This is a genomic window from Nitrospirota bacterium, from assembly GCA_015233895.1.
Lineage (GTDB): Bacteria > Nitrospirota > Thermodesulfovibrionia > Thermodesulfovibrionales > Magnetobacteriaceae > Magnetomonas.
The window spans coordinates 188,982-210,703 of sequence record JADFXG010000002.1 but is presented as its reverse complement, the minus strand read 5'-3'; the positions used below and the strand labels follow the sequence as shown (position 1 = coordinate 210,703).

The following is a 21,722-nucleotide window of genomic DNA, read 5'->3' as shown; positions in this document are numbered from 1 at the left end:
ATGGAAATATATTAGTGAGAATAAATAAAAGGAAAAAAAATAATGACTGACAAGTTTAGTAATATCTCAACATTGGTTGATTTACTCCGGTTTAGAGTAAATAAGCATCCGGATAGGGTTGCTTATACTTTCTTACCTGATGGTGAGGGAAACGGCATATCTTTGACTTATGCTGAGCTTGATAAGAAAGCCCGTTCAATTGCCGTTGAACTTCAAAGGTCATACCATAGAGGATCAAGAGCGATTTTAGCATACCCATCCGGCCTGGATTTTATCTGTGCGTTTTTTGGCTGTGTTTATGCCGGCATTATTGCTGTCCCTGCTTATCCCCCAAAAAGGAATCAAAAACTTGACAGGTTTAAATCCATAATAGATGATTCCAAACCATCCGTTATTCTTAGCAAATCCAATATCGTAAATAAAATAAAACCAATGTATAAAGAGGATCTGTCACTAAAAGATTTACCATGGGTCTCAACAGAAACCATTAGCGAGGATAACGCAAAAGACTATTGGGAAAATTTGGTTAATGCAGACGATATAGTTTTTCTCCAATACACTTCCGGATCGACAGCTAAACCTAAAGGAGTAATGATAACCCACGAAAACATTATTTATAATGAACTAATGCTCCAATCTGCAATTAACTTATCAGAAGATTCCATTGCCGTTGGGTGGAGTCCTCTGTTTCATGATATGGGATTGATAGGTCAGGTACTTTCCCCTATTTATATGGGGATGCGTCTTTATTTTATGGCCCCAATCTCTTTTCTACAGAAACCAATATGTTGGATTAAAGCTGTATCCGATTATAAAGCTACTGTAACTCTTGCACCAAACTTCGCATATGAACTATGTGCACGTCAAATAACGGATGAACAAAAACAAGGACTTAATTTATCGCACTTGAAGATTGCCCTATCCGGCTCTGAACCGGTTAACAGCAGCACAATGGATCGTTTTTACGAGGCATTCTCACCGTATGGACTTAAAAGAGAAACGCTATATCCGGCTTATGGACTTGCCGAGGTTACGCTGTTTGCAACCGGCGGAGAGCGTGGGGACTTACAGGTGTATAAATCTTTACTTACAAATGAACTTGAACGTAATCGTGTGGTTTTAACAGGTAATGAAGGTAATAACGGGAAAGGAACAAAGATATTAGTTGGAAATGGCAAGCCATGGCTTGACGAAAAGATTGTTATAGCCGACCCTGAGACCAACGCTACAAAACCTGTCGGAGAGATTGGTGAGATATTGATATCTGGCAAAAATGTGGCAAAAGGGTATTGGAATAATCCTGAGGCGACTAAACAAACCTTTCAGGCATATTTATCCGATACCGGAGACGGTCCTTTTTTAAGGACAGGTGATTCCGGGTTTATATTTAATGGCAGTCTGTTTGTTACTGGTCGTATCAAGGATATGATAATAATCCGTGGACAGAACTATTATCCTCAGGATATAGAGTGGACAGTAGATGAGATTTCTTTTGATGTAAATGGGACAAGACCAATAAGAGTGGGTGCTTGTGGTGCTTTTTCTACAGAAGTAAACGGAGAAGAGAAGCTTATTGTCGCCATAGAGGTAAATAGTGGATATTTAACTGGCTTGAGAGATATTTTAAAAGACAGAGAATCTATAGCTGGAAATGCCTGCAGCGTACATCAAAAGACATCAAACAAAACATCCCAATCACATGGAGATGCCGATGTTCTTCCACCTGAGGTTATTGCCAATGCGATACGTAAGGCTGTAGCAGAGGAGCATGAACTATCTGTCTATGACGTTGTGTTGCTGCGTCCCTATAGTATTCCAATGACATCAAGCGGTAAGATTCAACGTCATCGGTTGCGTCATGGTTATGAAACAGGGGAGATAGAAAAGTTGTGGGCGTTAAAAGATACAGAACCTGTAAGGGATGAATCAGTTGAAGATCAGTGTGAAAAACTCGATGGCTGTGATAAGGATATTTGTAAATTAGACAGATGGCTTGTAAGTAAAATATCGTTACATCTGAAGATCCCCTCAAAAGAAATGGACAACAAACGGGACTTATTCACATACGGCATTGATTCCCTTATGGTTGTGCAGATAATGGCTGATTTGCAATCAGCGTTGGGGCATTCGCTTGAAGAAAGGCTATTCTATGAATACCCGACTATAGAGAAGTTAGCAGCCTATATTGCTTGTGAAGCGCCTGTTATAAGTGAAACTCCGTTGAAATTGCCTTCTGATAGGATTACACCTGTTTCGGATGATGTTTTGGAAATATCTGCCAAAGAAACGGTTGTGTTGGATGAAATAGATGAACAATATTACCGGTTCGATAAGTTTCCGAAATATATAGAATGGAGTAACAGATTAGCCCTGTGGGAATCGTTAGGAATTAGAAATCCGTACTTTCAGGTCAATAACGGTATGGCCGGAAGCACTATGAACATAAACGGCAGTGACTTGATAAACTTTGCAACTTTCAACTATCTGGGGCTGTCTTGTGACAGTTCGGTATGTAATGCCTCTATAGACGCTATCAAAACATATGGCACATCAGTTTCAGCTACTAATCCAATAACAGGATTAACCCCGCTTCACAAGAAACTGGAGAGGGTATTGGCTGAATTCCTTAACTGTGAAGACAGCCTGGTGTTGCCAAGCGGGTTTGGTACAAACGAAACCATAGTTGGAACGCTGGTCGGCTCCGGTGATCTAATCGTACATGATCTTTATATGCACATGAGCGCTGTTCAGGGAAGTCTTTTGTCGGGTGCAAGAAAAATAACTTTCCCGCATAATGATTGGGAGGCTCTCGATGCTATTTTAAAGAAAGAGAGAGCCATGTATAAGAAAGTTCTTATTCTTATAGAAGGAACTTACAGCATGGACGGGGATATTCCGAATCTTCCCAAAATTATTGAAATAAAGAAACGCCACAAGGCATTACTTATGATAGATGAGGCTCATTCGATAGGTGTCTTGGGGAAAAATGGCGGTGGAGTTGGAGAGCATTATAACGTTAACCGCTCAGATGTGGATGTGTGGATGGGGACGTTAAGTAAGGCTATTGGGAGTTGTGGGGGATACATTGCCGGTTCGAAGGAACTGATTAAATATCTCAGATTGACAACACCTGGATATATTTTTGGAACCAGCATAACACCGGCAAATACGGCTGCTGCAATAGCCTCACTTGAAACGATAAAAAAAGAGCCTTATCGGGTAGCCCGTCTGCATTATCTGTCAAGCCTCTTTCTAACACTCGCAAAGGAAAAAGGACTTAACACCGGAACCAGTAATGGTACAGCCATAATACCCGTCATTATCGGTGACTCAATAAAAACACTCAAGCTTGCCAATGCCATATTTGACAGAGGAATTCTTGCAATGCCGATACTTTTTCCTGCTGTTAGCGAGGATGCAACAAGAGTAAGATTTTTCGTTATGGCAAATCACACGGAGGAGCAGATTCATTATGCTGTAAATACTGCACATGAGGAATTTTTAAAATTGAAATAAACTACCATGGCATTGGAGGTTTAAACGCTTGCTATCTCACATATTGTGGACTTAAGCCCCAGTACAACTCCATAAAGAATACAAATCGCATCTGTCGGCACTATTGTAAGCTTTATATATTCTTTCCTAAAAACTCTTTCAATTCATCCACTGAACCGGCTTTCTTGATATAATTCTTAAATTCTTCCAGTTTATCTATAGTATTCATAGCTTTGACTGTATTCATCAACTCAAGTCCGGCTGAACCAAATTTAAGTTCAAGTCCTAACTCAATTCCCTCAAGCAAGCCTTTTCGTTCACCTTCAAGTAAGCCTTTCCGTTCACCTTCAAGTAACCCTTCTAACTTCCCTTCTTGTTTACCCTCAAGTAAGCCCTTCTCCATGCCCTCCAAATAAAGTACATCTGTACTCACATCAATAGTTACCGGCATTTTTTTAACCTCCCTTTCTACGGATTTTGTTAAACCCCTTAGCCTTGACAGGGTTAGTAATTTTAGAATATAGTTTTCTCTTTCCTCAGGCGGTAATTCATATAATTTTGCAAGAATTCCCTTTATTGTTCCATCGGCATCATCTGTCTTACAAAGGATTGCCAAAATATTATCACCCGGATCATCACTTTCAAGAAGTTCTCGGCAATTTATATCTCTGATATCTATTATCTGATAGGTGAAATGTAAACCTTTTGCTTTAATTTCGTTACTCATCTTCAGTTTTTCTGAGCCTACATATAAAACCACTTGGGTAACAGATTTCCTAAACTCGCAGAATATCAGATGATAATACTCCAGTTCTCTACAATCCATGTTGCCATCATTTTGTGCTTGCATCTCCATATGATACAACGTGTCATCTGGGAGTTCCACCAGCAAATCTGGTTGCCTGTACCTAATGTCAGGAAATTGAACGTCCAGAAATTTTGCCGTTTCAAATCCAGTTAATATCTTCATAAATTTTCGTGGCAACTCTTTCAAGATACTTTTCAGTGTAATGTCATAATATTGTGGCATTTAAAATCCCTTTATTCTATTTTCTTATAATAACATACATGAATATTTTCATAATATATAAAGCAGCTTTAACAGCAAATAATGAATATCAATTATTCACATCTTAATGTTTGCTATTTCACATATTGCTGATTTAAGCCCCAATACAACTTCGGTGATACTGTCATAATCCAATGTTTCCGGCGTGTCTGTTGATCTATGATAATTTGGATTCCGGTAAAATGCCGTATCTGTAACCATAATGGCATTGTAGCCAAATTTCCAGAAGGATCTGTGGTCCGAAAAATCAATTCCGGGTATAAACCTGGGTGCAGTAATGGATTCAACAGGCATGACGGTTCCTTTTCTAAAGCCATTTTTTACTTTTGATATGGAATGCTGTGAGTTAGTATCACCGGCAAGTAAAATAAAATCGCCTTCATGGGGATAAAACCACTTAAGAACAGGAAGAGGGTATTTCTGTTTTTTACTGAAGTATCCAATCATTTCTAAACATATCATTAATTCGACATTTTCATTGTTCTCCTTCAGACTTTTGGCATAAACATAACTCCCCATATTTTTAGTCATGAAAGCCGGCGGTTCCTCAAGTGTAAATGCAACGAAACGAATTGTCTTATCAAAGGTGGAATTTTCTAATAATCTTGCTATCTCAAGCAAGCCGGCGACTCCACTTGAATTATCATCAGCCCCCGGAGTAGTAGATACTGTATCATAATGAGCACCAATTACAATTGATATTTCCGGCGTTTTGTTTCCTTTAATTTCAGTGTATATATTTTTATAATTATTTCCTTTGTATTTGTATGGTTGATAAGACACATCGTATCCATAACTTTTAAGAGATGCTGAAATGTAGTCGGAGGTTTTATTCAGGGCATTAAGGTTACTATATGGCCTTGGGCCTATTTCCTTAGATAAAAAATAAACAGTGTTCTTTAGATTTTCTGTTATATCAGCCTTATTCAGCATTTTTTAGTATTTTTACACACTCTTCCCCAAAAACTCTTTCAATTCATCCACCGAACCGGCTTTCCTGATAAGATTTTTCAACTCCTCCAATTTATCTAATGTATTTATAGCTCTGACAATATTCATTAATTCAAGTCCATTGATGCCAAATTTGAGTTCAAGCATACCTTCAATGCCCTCTATTAACCCCTCGCGTTTACCCTCAAACAAGCCCTCGCGTTTACCTTCAAACAAGCCCTCGCGTTTACCCTCAAACAAGCCCTCCAGTTTACCCTTAGACAATCCCTTCTCCACAGCTTCCTTATAAATATCGCTGTCTTCTAAGTTAATTGTTATAGGCATTTTCTCTACCTCCTGTTTTATTTTAGTATATAATTTTCTTAAGTCGGATAGATAGAGTAATTTCAAAATATAATCTTCTCTGTCCTTTAATGGTAGCACAGATAGTTTCTCCAATATCTTAGCGACAGTAACGTCTATGTTTTCGGATTTACACAATATCGCTAAAACTATATCTTCAGGTTTGTCACTTTCAAGTAACTCAGAACAGTTTATGTCTTTTATATCAACAATCTCAAAAGAATAATTTCCTATCTTGTTTTCAATATTTAAAGGTTTGTCACCAACATACAAAAGTATCTGTTTTGGTAACCTGTCATAGTGATTGAAAATAAGTGCATTATAAAGAAACATCCGCTTCAACATTTTCTCAGGATTGCTCATAATTTCTACGTGTAAAATAGTTAAGTCAGGAAGCTCTATTAACAAGTCAGGAATCAGGATATTTACATTTGTCAATTGAGTATCAAGAAATTTTCCACTATCAAAACCAGATAAAATTTTTAGGAACTTGACAGGTATATCTTTCAACAAACCTTTTAACGTAATGTCAAATTTTTGGTGCAACTACACCTCTACGATAACCGGCATAATTATCGGTCTTTTTTCAGTCTTATTTCTTATGAACTTTCTGAGAATGCTTTTAACTTTTGCAGATATATTGGATACGCTTTTTACAAAGGAGTCATCAAAAGTGGCAAAAGCCTCAAGAATAAGAGCTCTGGCCTCATCCATAATCTCTTTTGAGGAGCTTTCAAAGACAAAACCTCGTGTTATAATGTCGGGGCCTGAGACTATACTCCCGTCCTCCTTCGCTATTGAAATGAGCACTATGACAACGCCGTCCTGAGCAAGCCGCCTCCGTTCCTTAAGCACCAGATCGCCAATATCACAGAGGTTTTTTCCTTCAATATAAACTCTCCCTGCAGTTACCCCGTCGGCAAGAACTCCCTCCTGCTGGTTGATTTCAAGCACGTTACCGTTAGACAGTAAAAATATGTTTTCTACAGCAATGCCAAGAGTTTTGGCCACGTATGCGTGGCGGTGAAGGTGTCTGTACTCACCGTGAATGGGTACAAAGTATTTTGGTTTGGTTATATTAAGCATCAGTTTAAGCTCTTCAACCGAGGCATGTCCTGAGACGTGTACATCTGCCACCTTCTCATAAATTACATCTGCTCCTATCTTAAACAGTTGATTGATTATTTTACCAACCGCTCTGCCATTGCCTGGAATTGCCTTTGCTGAGATTATCACAGTGTCTCCGGTTTTAACCTTTATCTGCTTATGTTCATTGCGGGCAATTCGGGTTAACACGCTCATGGGCTCTCCCTGGCTCCCTGTTGTTACGATGACTGTCTCTCCGGGTTTAAGGTTTTTAATCTCTTCAACCTTAAGACACGTATCAAAGGGTATTCTCAGGTAGCCCAGGTCCATTGCTATACGTACATTTGACACTATGCTTCTGCCGCATAAAACAACTTTTTTACCAAACTCAACCGCAACATCCACCACCTGCTGAATTCTGTGGATGTTTGAGGCAAATGTAGCTATAATTATTCGTCCTGCAGCCTTTGCAAAGACATCCTCAAAGGCAGCCCGTACTACTTTCTCTGACGGGGTAAAACCTCCACGCTCGGCGTTTGTGCTGTCAGACATCAAAAGCAGCACACCTTTTTCACCATAATGCGCAAATCTCGATATATCCAGAAACTCGCCATCCACTGGGCTTGAATCAAACTTAAAATCGCCCGTGTGAATAATTGTGCCATAAGGGGTCTCAACGGCAAGCCCCACGCCATCAGCTATACTGTGTGCAACACGAATGAATTCTACCGTAAAGTCGCCAAGTGTTATCCTGTCCCGCGGCTTAATTATTATAAACAATAAGTCCTTGACATTATATTCCTTGAGTTTATCCTTGATTAACCCTATGGTTAAAAGCGTACCATAGACTGGCACATCCGGGCCTAAATCCTTAAGGAGAAATGGCAGTGCCCCCGTGTGGTCTTCATGTCCGTGGGTTATAATTATTCCTCTTAGTTTATCCTTATTATCTAAAATGTACGAATAGTCGGGTATAACAAAATCAACGCCGTGCATTCCCTCCTCTGGAAACATAAGCCCTGCATCTATTACTATAAGAGAATCGTCTGTCTCTAAAATTGTCATATTCAACCCGATTTCCTCTACACCGCCCAGAGGAATTATAGAAACTCCAGCCGCCAAAGTGGGTAACTCCAAAGCTAACCGATTAGCATCTCTAACAGAGCCTTCTGTGTGTGCAGCCTGTTTTCAGCCTGGTCAAACACGGCACTCATCGGGCCGTCTATGACACTGTCGGTTATTTCCTCCCCTCTGTGGGCTGGCAAACAGTGCAGCACTGTGACATCAGGGTTTGCATGTTTTAAAAGGGCATCGTTAATCTGAAACGGTTTTAAGGCGTCCTTCTTTTTTTGTTGACCTGTCTCTTCATCCCCCATGCTTATCCACACGTCGGTATAAACCACGTCGGCTTGTTTTACAGCCTCAACAGGGTCGTTGTATATCTTTATTCCCTGATAGTCTAAGTCATGGAGTTTTTTCATCATAGCAGGCTTAGGCTCAAACCCGGCCGGGGATGCTATGGACAGCACAATTCCCATTCGTAGTGAGGCCTCAATCAGCGAATTTGTAACATTATTGCTATCTCCAAGGTATGTTAATTTAATGCCCTGCAACTTACCTTTTCTTTCCTTTATGGTAAGCAAATCGGCCAGCACCTGACAGGGATGATGTGTGTCACTCAAACCATTTATTACAGGCGCCGTGCTATACTTTGCAAATTCCTCAAGCCGTACCTGAGCGTATGTGCGTACAATTAGTCCGTCAAAGTAGCGGGAGAGCACCCGCGCCGTGTCGCTGATTGATTCGCCGCGCCCCACCTGGCTGTCACCGCTGCGTATGTAAACAGGCTGCCCTCCGAGTTGATATATCCCCACCTCAAAAGAAACCCGTGTACGTGTTGATGATTTTTCAAAGAACAGTCCTATGCTTTTGCCGCTGAGGGAGCTCTTATTGCCGGTATTTCCTGCTTTAAAACATGCAGCACGCTCAAGTATGCTTTCAACTTCATTTTTCGATAGTTCCCAAAAGGTCAAAAAATCTCTTTTCACGATAACCTCGCCAAAACCTCATTGAGTACATCTATGAGTTTGTTAATGTCCTCTTCTTTTACAATCAAAGGTGGACAGAAGCGCAGCGTATTACCAGCTGTGCAATTAATCAGTATTCCTCTTTCAAAACACGCCTGTACGACCTGACTGCACTCACGGGTCAGTTCCATTCCAAGCAGTAGCCCCCGTCCTCGTACATCCATTATTATGTTAGGGAACTTGTCTTTCAAGTTTAAGAGAGAATTTTGCAGATGGTCTCCGAGACGTTTACACTCAGTGAGCATAATGCTGTCTTCAAGGAGTGTCTCAAGGGTTGCAACGGCTGCGGCACAGGACAGCGGGTTACCGCCAAAAGTAGAGGCATGAGAACCGTACTCAAAGGCTTTGGCAACATCATCACGCGCCATGCAGGCTCCTATGGGAACCCCGCCTCCTAACCCCTTGGCTAGTGTTATGATGTCTGGTTCAATCTTGTAGTGTTCGTAGGCAAACAGTGTGCCGGTGCGTCCCATGCCGGTTTGAACCTCATCAAAAATCAGAAGAACCCCTTTTTCAGTACACAGAGCCCTCAGCTTTTTTAAATAGTCCTCACTGGCCACAATCACACCGCCCTCGCCTTGAATCAGTTCAATCATAACGGCACAAGTGTTTTTATCAACGGCATCCTCGATAGCTTCAAAATCGTTAAACGGCACGTACTTAAAGCCTGGCACAAGTGGTTCAAATCCCTTTTGAAATTTAGGCTGCCCTGTAGCTGTTATTGTGGCAAGAGTTCTCCCGTGAAAGGAATTCAGAGCTGTTATAATGTTTACACAGTGCTCACCGTGGTGTGCCTTGGCGTACTTTCTGGAAAGCTTAATAGCAGCCTCATTTGCCTCTGCCCCGGAGTTACAAAAAAACACACGGTCGGCAAACGAGTGTTTTATCAAAAGCCGGGCAAGTTTAATTTGAACGTCGTTGTGATAGAAATTTGAGACGTGAATCAGCCTCTGTGCCTGCTTTTGGATAGCTACTACAATTTTAGGATGACAATGCCCTAAGACATTAACGGCAATACCTGCAAGAAAGTCCAGGTACTCTTTCCCGTCAACACTCCACAGGCGCATTTCCCTGCCCTTAGAAAACACCACCGGAAAGCGCTTATAGGTTTCCATCACATACTGAGATGATTCATCCAACATTTTTTTTATTTCCATAAAACTTAATACTCCTCTTTTATAAATAAATCTATGCGGCTGAATAATCCGCTTTTTTCTCAAGCACCGCCGCCGCTAAAAGCGGAAACATCAGCTCATGGTGCCCTATGAGGCTTATTGCTCTGCCGCCATTTGCGGTTGGTCTTTTAAGTACATTTTCATGGGCTCTATAGTGCCGGATGAAATCCATATTTATGGCCGTAAAGTTGTCAACACGGCTGCCGGTGTTTCTTGCAAGTGTCAGAGCCTTTAAAAACACCTCAGGGATTAGTACGGCAGAGCCAAGATTTATAAACACTCCGTGAGTTAGCCCGGAAACGACACTAGTGAAAATTCGAAAATCTCTCATGCTTCCCAGCCCGATTTTAGCTCCGTCAGCCTCCGGGTGCATGTGGATTATGTCAGTTCCTATGGCAACATGGACGGTTATTGGAATTTGTTTACGGAAGCAGGCGGCAAAAATGCTGTTTTTCTCACTGTGCTTCATCGAGGGTTCAGAGTTTATGTATTTTCCGATTGAGTACCCTATGCCGTTTCCCTCATCAACACCTTTATTGATAGCCTCATTTAAAAACACTCCTGTTTCATAAGCCATACCAAAGCTCCCGTCATTAAGCTGCTCTAAGACATCCTCCGATGTGTAACCCATGTAGGCCAACTCAAAGTCATGAACTACCGAGGCGCCGTTTGTGGCAATAGCAGTAATTAGCCCCTCATTTATCAGATTTATAATGACCGGACACAGTCCAACTTTTATTGGATGTGCTCCCATGCCAAGCACTACGGAGGCACCATTACTTCTTGCCTCTACAATGGCGTTAGCTGCAGAGTTGAAGTCTCCCGCCGCTAAAATATCAGGAAGGGTGTTCAGAAAATCCCTGAAACTGCCTCCTGGACTATAAGGGGTTCCTGCTTTTGAAACACAAACCTTGCTTTTTCTCTCAGAGAGGTGATATCTCCTTACATTTGTAAAATCAGGAATGTTGCTTTTCTTCATTTCAAGCCTCTATTTGTTCATTACTGCTAAACATAGTTCTAAGATTTTAACATAAAATCCGTAAAGTTTGAAGTAAAATAATAAAATGCAAAGTTAAGTTTCTGTTAAATATACCAATTTAATGTCCGAAGCTTATTTGATAAACTCTTTAAAGGAGCACTTATCGCACTCAGTATCGCCAACACCCTTACAGTTGCCTGATATGCCGTGGTGGCAAAGTGCAAAATCATACTTGAGCGGGTCGAGGGGTTCAAAGACGCTAAGAGCCTGAGTTATTTCAACGGCAGCTCTCCAGTCATTGGTTTTTCGCTTTGTAAGCCCCAGACAGCGTGCCACCTTTGATATATGTGTATCAAGGGGAATTACCAGAGCTGAGGCCGGTATCTCAGGCCAAAGTCCAAAGTCTATGTCTCTGTTGCGTACCATCCACCGCAGATACATGTTTATTCGCTTACATGCGCTGCCTTTTGCCGGGTCTGGGAAAAATTGTAAAAAACCATTTGTTTTTTGGTTATTACCATAAACCGGTTCTGTATTTACGCTTACAGCGTATTGTACAAAGCCGTTTATTGAATCATAGATGCTGCCATTAAAATTCTCTAAAAAAAGTCTTTTTACAGAGCCGTAATTTTTTAGAATTTCACCAAGTACAAACAAAAAAGCCAACACATCCTCATTACGGTTAAATCTGTACGATATGCCTGAAAATAATTTACCCTGTGTTCTAACATTAAAATTTATGAGAAACTCATAAGGGCTCCCACCCATTTTTTCGAGGATTTGTCGTATTACCGGCTTAAACAGAGTCACTTTGCCATAGGCAAAAGAGGCGGCAATCAGCCCTGCGGCCTCTATGTCAGCGGGGGTTTTGTACAAAGAGGGAAACTCTATGGGGTCATTTAAGACTCTTTCCTTAAAGTTAAAAGAATTATAATAACTATCTAAAAGTTCCTTAAGTCTCATACATGATAGTATAAAGAATCTGTTAATCCTTTTTTTGCTCTTTCATGAGAACCTCTTCAACGAGCTCGATAAGGTGATATATGGGTTTATCTTTCATTAGTTTACTCAGTTGAAATATGCAGTTTGGGCAAGTTGTTACAAAAGCTTTAGCGCCGGTTTGAACCAGTCCCTTTAACGTATCTTTCAGGATTACGTTTGACATGTCTTTGTAGAATAAACTAAATGTGCCGCCAAAGCCGCAGCATGTTTGTTTGTGCGGCTCGATTATCTTTGCCCCCATGCCGCTTAAGATTGCTCTTGTAATCTCTCCTGTTTTTAACTCATTTCTGTCATGGCAGGAGTCATGGACTGAGACATCAAGGTCAATCCCTGATTTTGTTGTAATATGGCCTGTGAGTTTTTCTTTCAAGAAAGTTGCTATGTCATAGACATTGTCAAACTCTTTTCCTATGAGGAGCTTATAGTGTTTCTTTAGTGCTACCACACAGGTTGGACACAGGGACACTATGGCATCTACGTTTAATTTGCTGAAAGTGTTGTAATTTTTCTCTGCATACTTTATAGCGGTATCATTTAATCCAAGAGCTCTAAACGGCGCACCGCAGCAGACCTCTGTGTTGGGAAACACCACCTCATAGTTTAACGCGTTAAGCACGTTTGCCAGCGAATAGGAAAGCTCCGGATACACATGCTTGGCCGTACAGCCGGAAAACACGGCGACACGTCCGATTTTATTTTTCGTTAAAAAAATATTGGTCTTTTTAAACTGATTTTCGCAAAACTCCACATCCTCTGGTATCAACCCGTCCGCTACCATCCGCTTATTAAAATACTTTTGAAACGGTTTGTAGAGTTTTACAGAGAAGTCAGTATTTTTAAAGAGCATCTTTGTAAGCGGGCGATAAAACCTCCTCTTTTTGTCATAACTCTTAAGCAGATATCGGGCATGATAAATCACCTCCTGGATGTCTATGTTTAACGGACAGCGGTTTGAGCAATCGCCACAAAGCAGGCAGCTGAAGATCTTTTCACTGAGTTTTTTGCCGGGCGCAAGCTCTCCGCCTAGAAACGCCTTAAGTAAGCGCATCCTGCCACGGGCGCTTTCCATCTCCTTTGACGATGCAAAGTAGGTCGGACACTCTGCCTTACACCCGCCACACTTTACACAAAGGTTTATGTTATGTATAAATTCAGTATCATTCATAGTTTCGCTTTCTTAAGCGCACGGTTTAACTTGCCGCTTACGTAGCCCTCCAAATCACACGATACATAGAGAAAACCGATAGATTTTAACTCCTGTACGATCTTCTCTCTTATATCGGTACGAGTGCATCTTTCTATGTCGCCCTCGTGTAACTCGATACGAGCCATATCACCGTGTTTTCTCACCCGAAGCTCACCAAAGCCAAGCGCCTTTAACACATGTTCCGCTTCACTTATCATTCTGAGTGCCTCTTCTGTCACACGTTCTCCGTAAGGAAGCCGCGAGGCTAAACACGGCGATGAGGGCATATCCCATGTGCTTAATCCAAAGCGCTGCGACAATGCTCTGATTTCAGCCTTAGTAATTCCAATTTCTATCAGGGGGCTCTTTATTCTGAACCTCTCCTTTGCCTTAAACCCAGGCCGGTAATCGCTTAGATCATCAGTGTTAGAGCCATCTATCACATACTCATAGCCCTCTGCCTCAGCAACAGCTCTTAATTTAGTAAATAACTCGCTCTTACAGTAAAAACACCTCTCATGCGTATTGGCAACATATCGCTCATCTTTCATCTCATCCGTTTCAATTGTCCTTGCCGGTATTTTAAACTCCAGAGTCATACTGACACACCGGTTATAATCATCAACCGGCATTGAGGGGGATTTGGCTGTCACGGCAAGAGCAGGAATTTGGGCATCGGAGAGCGCTTTTAGTAAGAAAGTGCTGTCAACGCCGCCTGAGTAAGCTAACACAACACTTTTTAACGATTTTAGATAAGAAACCAGAGTTGAATATTTTGTTTCATCTGCAAGATCGGGATTTGACTTTTGAATCATACCACGGATATTTCTGCATTTTCCCTGTGTAACCGCGAATCTGCCTTTACTATTACCGCTACATCATGGGTAACTTCAAACTCCTCAAGGCCAGCCCTTTGCTCATCAGACAGATAGTCTGCCACTATGGGGTGGGCCGATATAACCACCTTTGCGCCCTTGTGGATGGGAGCCTTCTTTAATCGCCTAAATATCTCATAACTTATCGTCTTAGCGGATTTGACAAACCCCTTTCCTTCGCACATCGGACAGCTTTCACAAAGTGTGCGTCCAAGGCTTTCCCGTATCCGCTTTCTTGTCATCTGAATCAGGCCAAGCTCCGATACGTTAAATATGGTGTTTTTGGCTCTGTCCTTTTTCATTGTCTCAACAAAGGCAAGATAGAGCTTGTCACGGTTTTCCTGCAGTTCCATGTCTATGAAGTCTATAATGATTATGCCGCCCAGGTTTCTTAGCCGTATCTGGTACGCTATTTCTTTTACGGCTTCAAGGTTTGTTTTTAATATCGTATCTTCAAGATCCTTTTTGCCCACATACTTACCGGTGTTTACATCAATAACCGTCATGGCCTCCGTCTGGTCTATCACGATGTAGCCGCCGGATTTTAGCCACACTTTGCGGTCAAGCCCCTTGTATATGTCAAGCTCTATGCCAAAGGCATCAAAAATGGGCTCTTTGCGGTCATAAAGCTCTATCTTATTTAGCAGCTTTTGGAAGAAATTCTTAACAAAATCAAGTATGTTTTCATACTCGTCTTTTGAGTCAATGACAAGGCGCTCGACATCGTTACTGAGTAGGTCTCTGACACTTCTGAAGCTAAGGTCTAAATCACTGTACAATAGCGCAGGGGCGGAAACTTTCTCCTTTTTCTTGTGAATGTTATCCCAAACGAGCATCAAAAACTCCATATCATGCTGGAGTTCCTCCTGATTGGCGCCCTCGCTTGCTGTTCTAACAATAAGGCCATACCCTTTAGGTTTTATTGATTCCACGATGGAACGAAGCCGCTGTCTTTCCTCGGGGTTTTCTATCCGGCGGGATATTCCAATGTGCTCGATTGTCGGCATAAGCACGAGGTAGCGCCCGGGAATTGTTATGTAAGAAGTGCTGCGGGCACCCTTAGTCCCTATCGGATCTTTTGATACCTGTACTATTACCTCCTGTCCCTCCTGAATAAGTTCGCTGATTGTAAGCTCGCCTCTGCTTTTTCGTGTTGGAATTTCTATCGGAACATCGGTCTCTTCTAAAAAAGCTGTAAAATCTTCTGATTCGGTTTTAATATCGGCTACATAAAGGAACGCGGCTTTCTCCAGTCCAATATCCACAAATGCCGACTGCATACCGGGCAGTATCTTTACCACTTTGCCCTTATAAATATTGCCGACCATGCTGGCTTCTTTTTTTCGCTCCACATAAAACTCAACAAGCTGCCCGCCCTCTAACACCCCCACCCGTACCTCATCAAGGGTGTGGTTTATTATGATTTCATTTGCCATCTGTTTCCTTAACCCTGCACTTGTTGAGTGGGTTCAACCCAGTCACTTTGCCAGCCGTACATAGCCTTTCTTGATACATCCACATCTTCTAACTCCTTACCTGTCAATGCTTTTACACAAGCTGATAATTTCACCATCGCCTTGTCTGTGTCTTTTAGCAGCACTTCAAGGTTACCATTAATTATATCAAATCGTACCAGTATAGGTAAAATCCACCTGTTTTCCTCTGTGTTTATCCGGCTTTGTATGTCTTCAGTACTGCAGCCGATGTTTTTAATCTCATACCTGTAGGCTGTTATAAACTTACAGAGAGACTGTGTGTTTAGAGGGATAAAAAACATATCTGCTATAGGAAGAGGCATGTTTTGAGCTATAATGTCTCTAAAACGGTTTAAATTAAAAGGAGGTGTAACCTCCATATCAAAAAACTCCCGCTCCCCGGACACTCCTACGCCAAGCGCCGGCGAAAAGGCCACATTAGGGGAGGGATTAAACCCCTTTGAATAAACAAGAGGAACCTGAGCCCTGCGCAGAGATTTCAGTATGGTGGTCAGGAGCTCAAGATGTGAGAGGTATTTCATGTTTCCTGTCTTAGAAAACACTATCCGCACTTTTACCGGATTATACCGGGTTTTGAATGAATCAGGTGTTCTGTCAGATATTTCGGCGGGTTTGACATCAGAGAGGAACTGGCCGCTTTTACATTTCACTCCGCAGGCGTTGCAAGTAAGTTTACAGTCCACAGTTTTTTCACTTGAGAGAGCCTTTTCGTATTCTTTGTTTAGATAATCATCCGTTACCTGGGTATCAATTATGCTCCACGGAGTGGGCTGCCCTGGCTTTATGGATTTTTCAGCAAGAGCATTTAAATCGAGTCCTGTTTTTTCGGCAGCATTAGCCCAGTTATTGAAATCAAAAACCTCCGTCCACGCATCGAGTCTTGCGCCGCTATTCCAGGCTGCCTCAATAAGCGGGGAGACCGATTCATCTCCGCGTGCAATGACTGCTTCAAGAAGTGCCATTCTTTCATCATGCCCTTTGTATTTGAGCCCTTTTCGGGAAAGTGCCCGTTTTAAGTAACTGTTTTTTCTGTTTATTTCATCCATTGGAATTTGCCCGCACCACTGAAACGGCGTATGAGCTTTGGGTACAAAGGGCGACACTGCAACACTAATGTTTACAGAGCGTCCGGTGTGTTTTCTGGCAATTTTCATAGCCTCTGCAGCCATCCCTGGGATTGCCTCTATGTCTTGATCGGTCTCTGTGGGAAGTCCTGTGAGAAAGTACATTTTAAGGTTAAGCCAACCACCCTTAAATATGGAGTACAGGGTGCGTTCAAAATCCTCCTGCCCAAAATCCTTATTAATCACAAGCCTTAGCCTTGAGGTGGCTGCCTCAGGGGCTATCGTAAAGCCAGATTTTTTCACCACCTTGATTTCCCTTATGACATCCTCTGTTACAGAGCTTACTCTAAGGGATGGTAATGAAAACGAAATATTTTTGTCTTTAAACTTACGGTTAAAAAGTTTAAGCAGATAGGGCAGATTTGAATAATCTCCTGAGTTCAGAGAGGTAAAGGACACCTCGTCATAGCCTGTTGCAGCAACAGATTCAGCAGCAAGCCTCATAATTGTTTCAGGGTCACGTTCCCTAACCGGACGATAAATCATACCGGCCTGACAAAATCTGCAGCTGCAACTACAACCCCTTGCGATCTCTATGTTTATCCTGTCATGGACGACTTCAGTGAATGGAACGGGGAATGCACACGGATACGGGGAGTCGTTAAGATTGAGGATGTATCTTCTCTTAACAGGTTTTGATGAGTACCCGGGCACATAAACTCCTTCTATTTCAGAGAGCGCCTTAAGGATACTCTCACGTTTGCCATCTCCTTCTGATTTATGGAGATAAATTGCCTCGGTGATTTCCTTTATTGAATCCTCGGCATCTCCAATAGCGAATGCGTCAAAAAATCCGGCAACCGGCGCCGGATTAACAGTGCACGGGCCTCCGGCTATCACAATTGGGTGTGTGTGGTTACGTTGCCCGGCTTTTATTGGGATATTGGCCATAGAGAGCATATTAAGGACTGTGGGATACGACAACTCGTACTGAAGTGTAAATCCTACGGCATCAAATTTATTGAGCGGGGTGGCAGTTTCTAAAGTCATAAGAGGAATGCCCTCTCGTTTCAGGTATTCCTCAAGGTCAATCCACGGGCTGAAAGCTCTTTCGGCTGAGGCGTAGGGAATGTCGTTTATGATTTTATAGAGGATTTTTAGCCCCAGATTAGACATACCTATATCATAAAGATCAGGAAAACACAGGGCAAATCTGACAAGCCCTCTTTTTTTTGTTATATTTACCTCATTGCCAATGTATCTGCCTGGCCTTCGGAATTTTGAAAGGTTCAAAAAATCCACAGCCCCTAGTATAACAAAAAACCTGATAAATAAGAAAGCTGTAAAGAAAACCCGGCAAATTAGTTCTCCATAAGACCTTATCAATTTTTTTCGGCAGCCATTGTAAAAGATTTATTTTTTATGTATAATATCAAAGCGTACAAAGGGGGATAAATTTTGGTATTGAAGGTGATCTGTTACGGGTTGGCTTATGTTATTCATACAGGGAGCGATAAATTAAATCAGAGTGATTCAAATTAACTAAATGGGAAGAGTATTATACAGCAGAGAACAGGCAAAAGAGCTTGTCCTGGTAGAGAAAAAAGTTCTTGTAATTGAGGATTTCAAGGAATTCAGGGACTATTTAAGAAGAAGCCTGCTTGGGCTTGGTGCTAAGCTTGTTGAAACAACCGAGGATGGAGCCGAAGCCGTCAATAAAGTTTCCCACAAACACTATGATATAATCCTCTGTGACTATAATCTGGGCGATGGTAAGAAAGATGGCCAACAAGTGTTTGAAGAGTTAAAATACAATAATAAAGTCGGTTTTTCCACAATATTTATAATGATAACGGCTGAAAACACAATTAATATGGTTATGAGTATGATGGACTTTCATCCGGACGGATATCTGATAAAACCCTTTACAAGCGCCTCCCTTGTGCAGCGGATAAAAGCCGTGGATGAGAAGAAAAAGATGTTTGCCGATATAGATGAGGCAATATCCCGCAGGGATTATTCCAGGGCGCTCGTTTTATGTGATAAGTTAATGGAGAAATATCCTAAGCAGCTTTTAGATATCTTAAAGGTAAAGGGCGAGGTCAATATGCTGAAGCCTGATTACACTGAGGCAGAAAAGGTTTATCTGCAGGTGTTGAATATGTACAGAGTGCTATGGGCAGTGTATAATCTAGGAAAGGTGTACTACTTTACAGAAAGATTCATCGAGGCCCGTGACACGTTTAAAGGACTCATTATTGAAAATGACCTGTTTATACCTGCTTATGACTGGCTTGCTAAGTCACTTGAGCGGTTGGGTGACACAAGGGGCGCTCAGGGAACCTTAGAAGAGGCAGTGCATCAGTCACCTAAGGCAATACTCAGGCAAAGGGCACTGGGCAACATTGCTTTTAAAAATAAAGACCTCAATAAAGCAGAGACATCATTAAGAACTGCCGTTAAGCTTGGGAAAACATCTCTCTTTAAGGATGCCTCTGATTACACACAGCTTGCAAAGGTTTTAGTTAAGAAGAGTAATGCAGGTAAAGCCCTCGATATGGTCAGCGAGGTGCGGGCGGACTTTCCCGGCAATGACGAGGTTCTGCTTCAGGCGATTCTTATAGAAGGCCATATTTACTCTGAATCTGAGCAACAGGAAAAGGCTGTGGAGTCATTAAAACAGGCTGAAGAAATATACACTAAGCTTGATGGCAGAGTTTCTCCTGATGTTGCCATTGAGATAGCCCAGTCTTTTATTGCGGCAGGCGAAAAAGACAAAGGCATGGAAATGATGAAAAGTGTCGTTAGAAACAACCACTCCGATGATGGCGTGCTCAGTCAGGTACAGGAAACTTTTAAGGATTTGGGTATGGGTGAGGAGGGACTTGCCTTTGTAGCAGACACTAAGGCTGAAATCATAAGTATCAACAACAAGGGCGTTGATTTGATTAATAAGGGCATGTTCATAGAAGCTATCGATCTGTTTGAAAAGGCTGCTGATGGGATGACTTCAAATTTCGTCATAAATCTAAATGCTCTGAGAGCTACGCTTGGGTATATGCAGAAAAAGGGACGGGATGACAAATATTTGTTTAAATGCGAGAAATTCATCACCCGAATAAATGGAATAGACCCTGAGAATATGAAATTCCAACAGCTTCAGGATATATATAACACGCTCTTGCATAAGAAAGAAAGCTGACAGGTACTTTTCCTCGGAGTTTTAATGGAAACCGTATCGTTTGTCATACCTCACTGGAACCACGCAGAGCTCCTCATGCAATGTCTTAAGTCCATAGAGAAATCAGTTGGAACATTTCAAAAAGAGATAATTGTAGTTGATAACGCCTCAACAGATGGTAGCCAGGAGAGGGTACAAGCAGAGTTTAAGGAAATCACCTGGATTAGAAACGATACTAATTTAGGATATGCTAAGGCCACTAACCAGGGGGTCAACGCATCTTCCGGTCAGTATATATTTCTGTTAAACAACGATGTGGCGCTATATCCTGATACAACTGAAAAGTTAGTTAACTTCTTGAAGATTTCGCTATGGGCGGGAGCTGTTGCCCCTCTTTTGTACTATCCTGACGGGCAACTTCAGATTTCCTGCAGAAGGTTTCCCTCAGTTGCTTCTATTGTTTTAGAGAAAGTTGGGATAGAGGAGCTTGGAGGATTTAAAAAGTGGAAACTCACCCACAAGCAACATCTGCAAACGGAGGAGGTGCCGCAGCCTATGGCATCTGCCCTTTTGGTAAGGCGCAACTGCTGGCAACAGGTTGGAGAGCTGGATGAAAAACGATTTCCAATTTTCTTTAACGATGTTGACTGGTGCTACAGGCTTTATAAAAACACAGATTATAAAATCGGGCTCTGTAAAGATGCAGCAGCAATTCACCATGAGGGCGCTTCTGTAAAAAAATTAGGCTACCGGAAAAAAATCTTTTTCTATAAGGGGCTTATCCATTTTTTTATTAAAGCAGCAGCTTCAGCGATCAAGAATCTGAAAAAGTAAGGATGTTTAGCCTGTCTGTAATACCACTCAGTGTTCAAACCGCTTGCACTAAACACTGTTTTTATGGTAGCATCCGGTATTAATATCATGCTTCAAAGGGGTTGATTATGACGAAAATATCAGAGTTTACGGCTAAAATGCTTCTGCTTCTTATTTTTATTTTTTTACTTTTCAGCTGTTCAACCCCCTCAAAATCATCCAAATTTAGTGCGTATAACAGCCTCAGCGATAACACTTCGCTTGATGCTCAACTGCAGAAAGAGCCGGAGTTTACTCTGGGTCCTGGCGACATTTTCTCTGTCAAAGTCCACAGACATGACGACCTTACAATAAGCAGCATACGGGTACGCGTAGATGGCAAGTTCAGCTTTCCTCTCATTGGGGATGTGGATGTCAGGGGTAAAACCGTAAAAACCCTTGAAACTGAGATGGCAGACCGGCTTAAGGAATATATAGTAAATCCAATGGTAATGGTCAATCCAACTACTCTTTCAAGCCATAAGGTGATTGTTGCAGGCGAGGTTACCACTCCCGGTGTGGTTACGATGGAGGAGAACATGACATTGCTTCAGGCGATAGTTAAATGTGGCGGGTTTGGTACGAATGCTAATAAATCCGGTGTTGTAGTGGTAAGAGAAGGTGAGACTGCCACCTTTGACATAAAAAAAGCATTTAAAGGTGATATGACTCAAAATATTTACCTGAGGTCTAACGATATTGTATTTGTGCCGACTACGTTTATGGCTGACGTAGTAACCAGCCTGACCAGAGTATCAAGCATTTTGGGTTTTATAGTTTCGGCTGAAAGCGGAATTATCCTGACCCCCGATGTTTTAGACATTATAAAGCATGGAAAGAAAAGTTCAAGTACCGGATTTTCGATTTCAAATTAACAGGTTG

General features: G+C 41.8%; 16 protein-coding genes. 4 read left to right on the top strand and 12 right to left on the bottom strand.

The window, feature by feature from the left end; genetic code table 11:
- Positions 1-42: 42 nt before the first annotated feature.
- Positions 43-3,516 (top strand): aminotransferase class I/II-fold pyridoxal phosphate-dependent enzyme, encoded by a 3,474-nt coding sequence (locus HQK88_03125; protein MBF0615792.1) that lies wholly within the window; start codon positions 43-45, stop codon positions 3,514-3,516.
- A 112-nt stretch (positions 3,517-3,628) separates the two neighbouring features.
- Here the strand turns inward: HQK88_03125 and HQK88_03120 are convergent, their stop codons facing one another.
- From HQK88_03120 to HQK88_03065, 12 genes are all read right to left on the bottom strand, one after another.
- Entirely contained in the window at positions 3,629-4,465 is an 837-nt protein-coding gene (locus tag HQK88_03120) for a hypothetical protein (protein ID MBF0615791.1), read from the bottom strand.
- A 156-nt stretch (positions 4,466-4,621) separates the two neighbouring features.
- Entirely contained in the window at positions 4,622-5,497 is an 876-nt protein-coding gene (locus HQK88_03115; GenBank protein ID MBF0615790.1) for a M28 family peptidase, read from the bottom strand.
- Between the two features lie 12 nt (positions 5,498-5,509).
- Entirely contained in the window at positions 5,510-6,403 is an 894-nt protein-coding gene (locus tag HQK88_03110) for a hypothetical protein (GenBank protein MBF0615789.1), read from the bottom strand.
- Positions 6,404-8,080 carry a ribonuclease J gene (locus HQK88_03105; GenBank protein ID MBF0615788.1) on the bottom strand — a complete coding sequence of 559 codons (1,677 nt, stop codon included), beginning with the start codon at positions 8,078-8,080 and terminating at the stop codon, positions 6,404-6,406. It lies immediately after the preceding gene.
- A gap of 2 nt (positions 8,081-8,082) precedes the next feature.
- Positions 8,083-8,991 carry an ornithine carbamoyltransferase gene (gene argF, locus HQK88_03100; GenBank protein ID MBF0615787.1) on the bottom strand — a complete coding sequence of 303 codons (909 nt, stop codon included), beginning with the start codon at positions 8,989-8,991 and terminating at the stop codon, positions 8,083-8,085.
- Complete coding sequence (locus HQK88_03095; GenBank protein MBF0615786.1) at positions 8,988-10,187, bottom strand: acetylornithine transaminase; 1,200 nt, start codon at positions 10,185-10,187, stop codon at positions 8,988-8,990. Before HQK88_03095 ends, argF begins: the two co-directional genes overlap by 4 nt.
- A 31-nt stretch (positions 10,188-10,218) precedes the next feature.
- Complete coding sequence (locus HQK88_03090) at positions 10,219-11,184, bottom strand: deoxyhypusine synthase family protein (GenBank protein MBF0615785.1); 966 nt, start codon at positions 11,182-11,184, stop codon at positions 10,219-10,221.
- A 132-nt stretch (positions 11,185-11,316) separates the two neighbouring features.
- Entirely contained in the window at positions 11,317-12,147 is an 831-nt protein-coding gene (locus HQK88_03085; protein MBF0615784.1) for a TIGR02757 family protein, read from the bottom strand.
- A gap of 22 nt (positions 12,148-12,169) precedes the next feature.
- A complete protein-coding gene (locus HQK88_03080) occupies positions 12,170-13,351 on the bottom strand; it encodes a (Fe-S)-binding protein (GenBank protein ID MBF0615783.1) in 1,182 nt (393 codons plus the stop codon).
- A complete protein-coding gene (larE, locus tag HQK88_03075; GenBank protein ID MBF0615782.1) occupies positions 13,348-14,187 on the bottom strand; it encodes an ATP-dependent sacrificial sulfur transferase LarE in 840 nt (279 codons plus the stop codon). The genes HQK88_03080 and larE overlap by 4 nt, the downstream gene beginning before the upstream one ends.
- The gene (locus HQK88_03070) at positions 14,184-15,683 is read right to left on the bottom strand and encodes an Rne/Rng family ribonuclease (protein ID MBF0615781.1); all 1,500 of its coding nucleotides are present in this window, start codon (positions 15,681-15,683) and stop codon (positions 14,184-14,186) included. The genes larE and HQK88_03070 overlap by 4 nt, the downstream gene beginning before the upstream one ends.
- 8 nt (positions 15,684-15,691) lie before the next feature.
- Positions 15,692-18,109: a DUF2344 domain-containing protein gene (locus HQK88_03065; GenBank protein MBF0615780.1), complete on the bottom strand. Its 2,418-nt coding sequence runs from the start codon at positions 18,107-18,109 to the stop codon at positions 15,692-15,694.
- A gap of 244 nt (positions 18,110-18,353) precedes the next feature.
- Between HQK88_03065 and HQK88_03060 the strand changes: the two genes are divergently transcribed.
- From HQK88_03060 to HQK88_03050, 3 genes are all read left to right on the top strand, one after another.
- Positions 18,354-20,009, top strand: a complete 1,656-nt coding sequence (locus HQK88_03060) for a response regulator (GenBank protein MBF0615779.1) — start codon at positions 18,354-18,356, stop codon at positions 20,007-20,009.
- A 24-nt stretch (positions 20,010-20,033) separates the two neighbouring features.
- A complete protein-coding gene (locus HQK88_03055; protein ID MBF0615778.1) occupies positions 20,034-20,822 on the top strand; it encodes a glycosyltransferase family 2 protein in 789 nt (262 codons plus the stop codon).
- A gap of 107 nt (positions 20,823-20,929) precedes the next feature.
- The gene (locus HQK88_03050) at positions 20,930-21,715 is read left to right on the top strand and encodes a polysaccharide export protein (GenBank protein ID MBF0615777.1); all 786 of its coding nucleotides are present in this window, start codon (positions 20,930-20,932) and stop codon (positions 21,713-21,715) included.
- The last annotated feature ends 7 nt before the right edge of the window (positions 21,716-21,722 follow it).

What these genes read in the sequence shown, in the direction of transcription:
- HQK88_03125 (MBF0615792.1), top strand. Translation starts at nt 43, where the DNA reads ATGACTGACAAGTTTAGTAATATCTCAACATTGGTTGATTTACTCCGG.
- HQK88_03120 (MBF0615791.1), bottom strand. Translation starts at nt 4,465, where the DNA reads ATGAAGATATTAACTGGATTTGAAACGGCAAAATTTCTGGACGTTCAA.
- HQK88_03115 (MBF0615790.1), bottom strand. Translation starts at nt 5,497, where the DNA reads ATGCTGAATAAGGCTGATATAACAGAAAATCTAAAGAACACTGTTTAT.
- HQK88_03095 (MBF0615786.1), bottom strand. Translation starts at nt 10,187, where the DNA reads ATGGAAATAAAAAAAATGTTGGATGAATCATCTCAGTATGTGATGGAA.
- HQK88_03090 (MBF0615785.1), bottom strand. Translation starts at nt 11,184, where the DNA reads ATGAAGAAAAGCAACATTCCTGATTTTACAAATGTAAGGAGATATCAC.
- HQK88_03085 (MBF0615784.1), bottom strand. Translation starts at nt 12,147, where the DNA reads ATGAGACTTAAGGAACTTTTAGATAGTTATTATAATTCTTTTAACTTT.
- HQK88_03080 (MBF0615783.1), bottom strand. Translation starts at nt 13,351, where the DNA reads ATGAATGATACTGAATTTATACATAACATAAACCTTTGTGTAAAGTGT.
- larE (MBF0615782.1), bottom strand. Translation starts at nt 14,187, where the DNA reads ATGATTCAAAAGTCAAATCCCGATCTTGCAGATGAAACAAAATATTCA.
- HQK88_03070 (MBF0615781.1), bottom strand. Translation starts at nt 15,683, where the DNA reads ATGGCAAATGAAATCATAATAAACCACACCCTTGATGAGGTACGGGTG.
- HQK88_03060 (MBF0615779.1), top strand. Translation starts at nt 18,354, where the DNA reads ATGGGAAGAGTATTATACAGCAGAGAACAGGCAAAAGAGCTTGTCCTG.
- HQK88_03055 (MBF0615778.1), top strand. Translation starts at nt 20,034, where the DNA reads ATGGAAACCGTATCGTTTGTCATACCTCACTGGAACCACGCAGAGCTC.
- HQK88_03050 (MBF0615777.1), top strand. Translation starts at nt 20,930, where the DNA reads ATGACGAAAATATCAGAGTTTACGGCTAAAATGCTTCTGCTTCTTATT.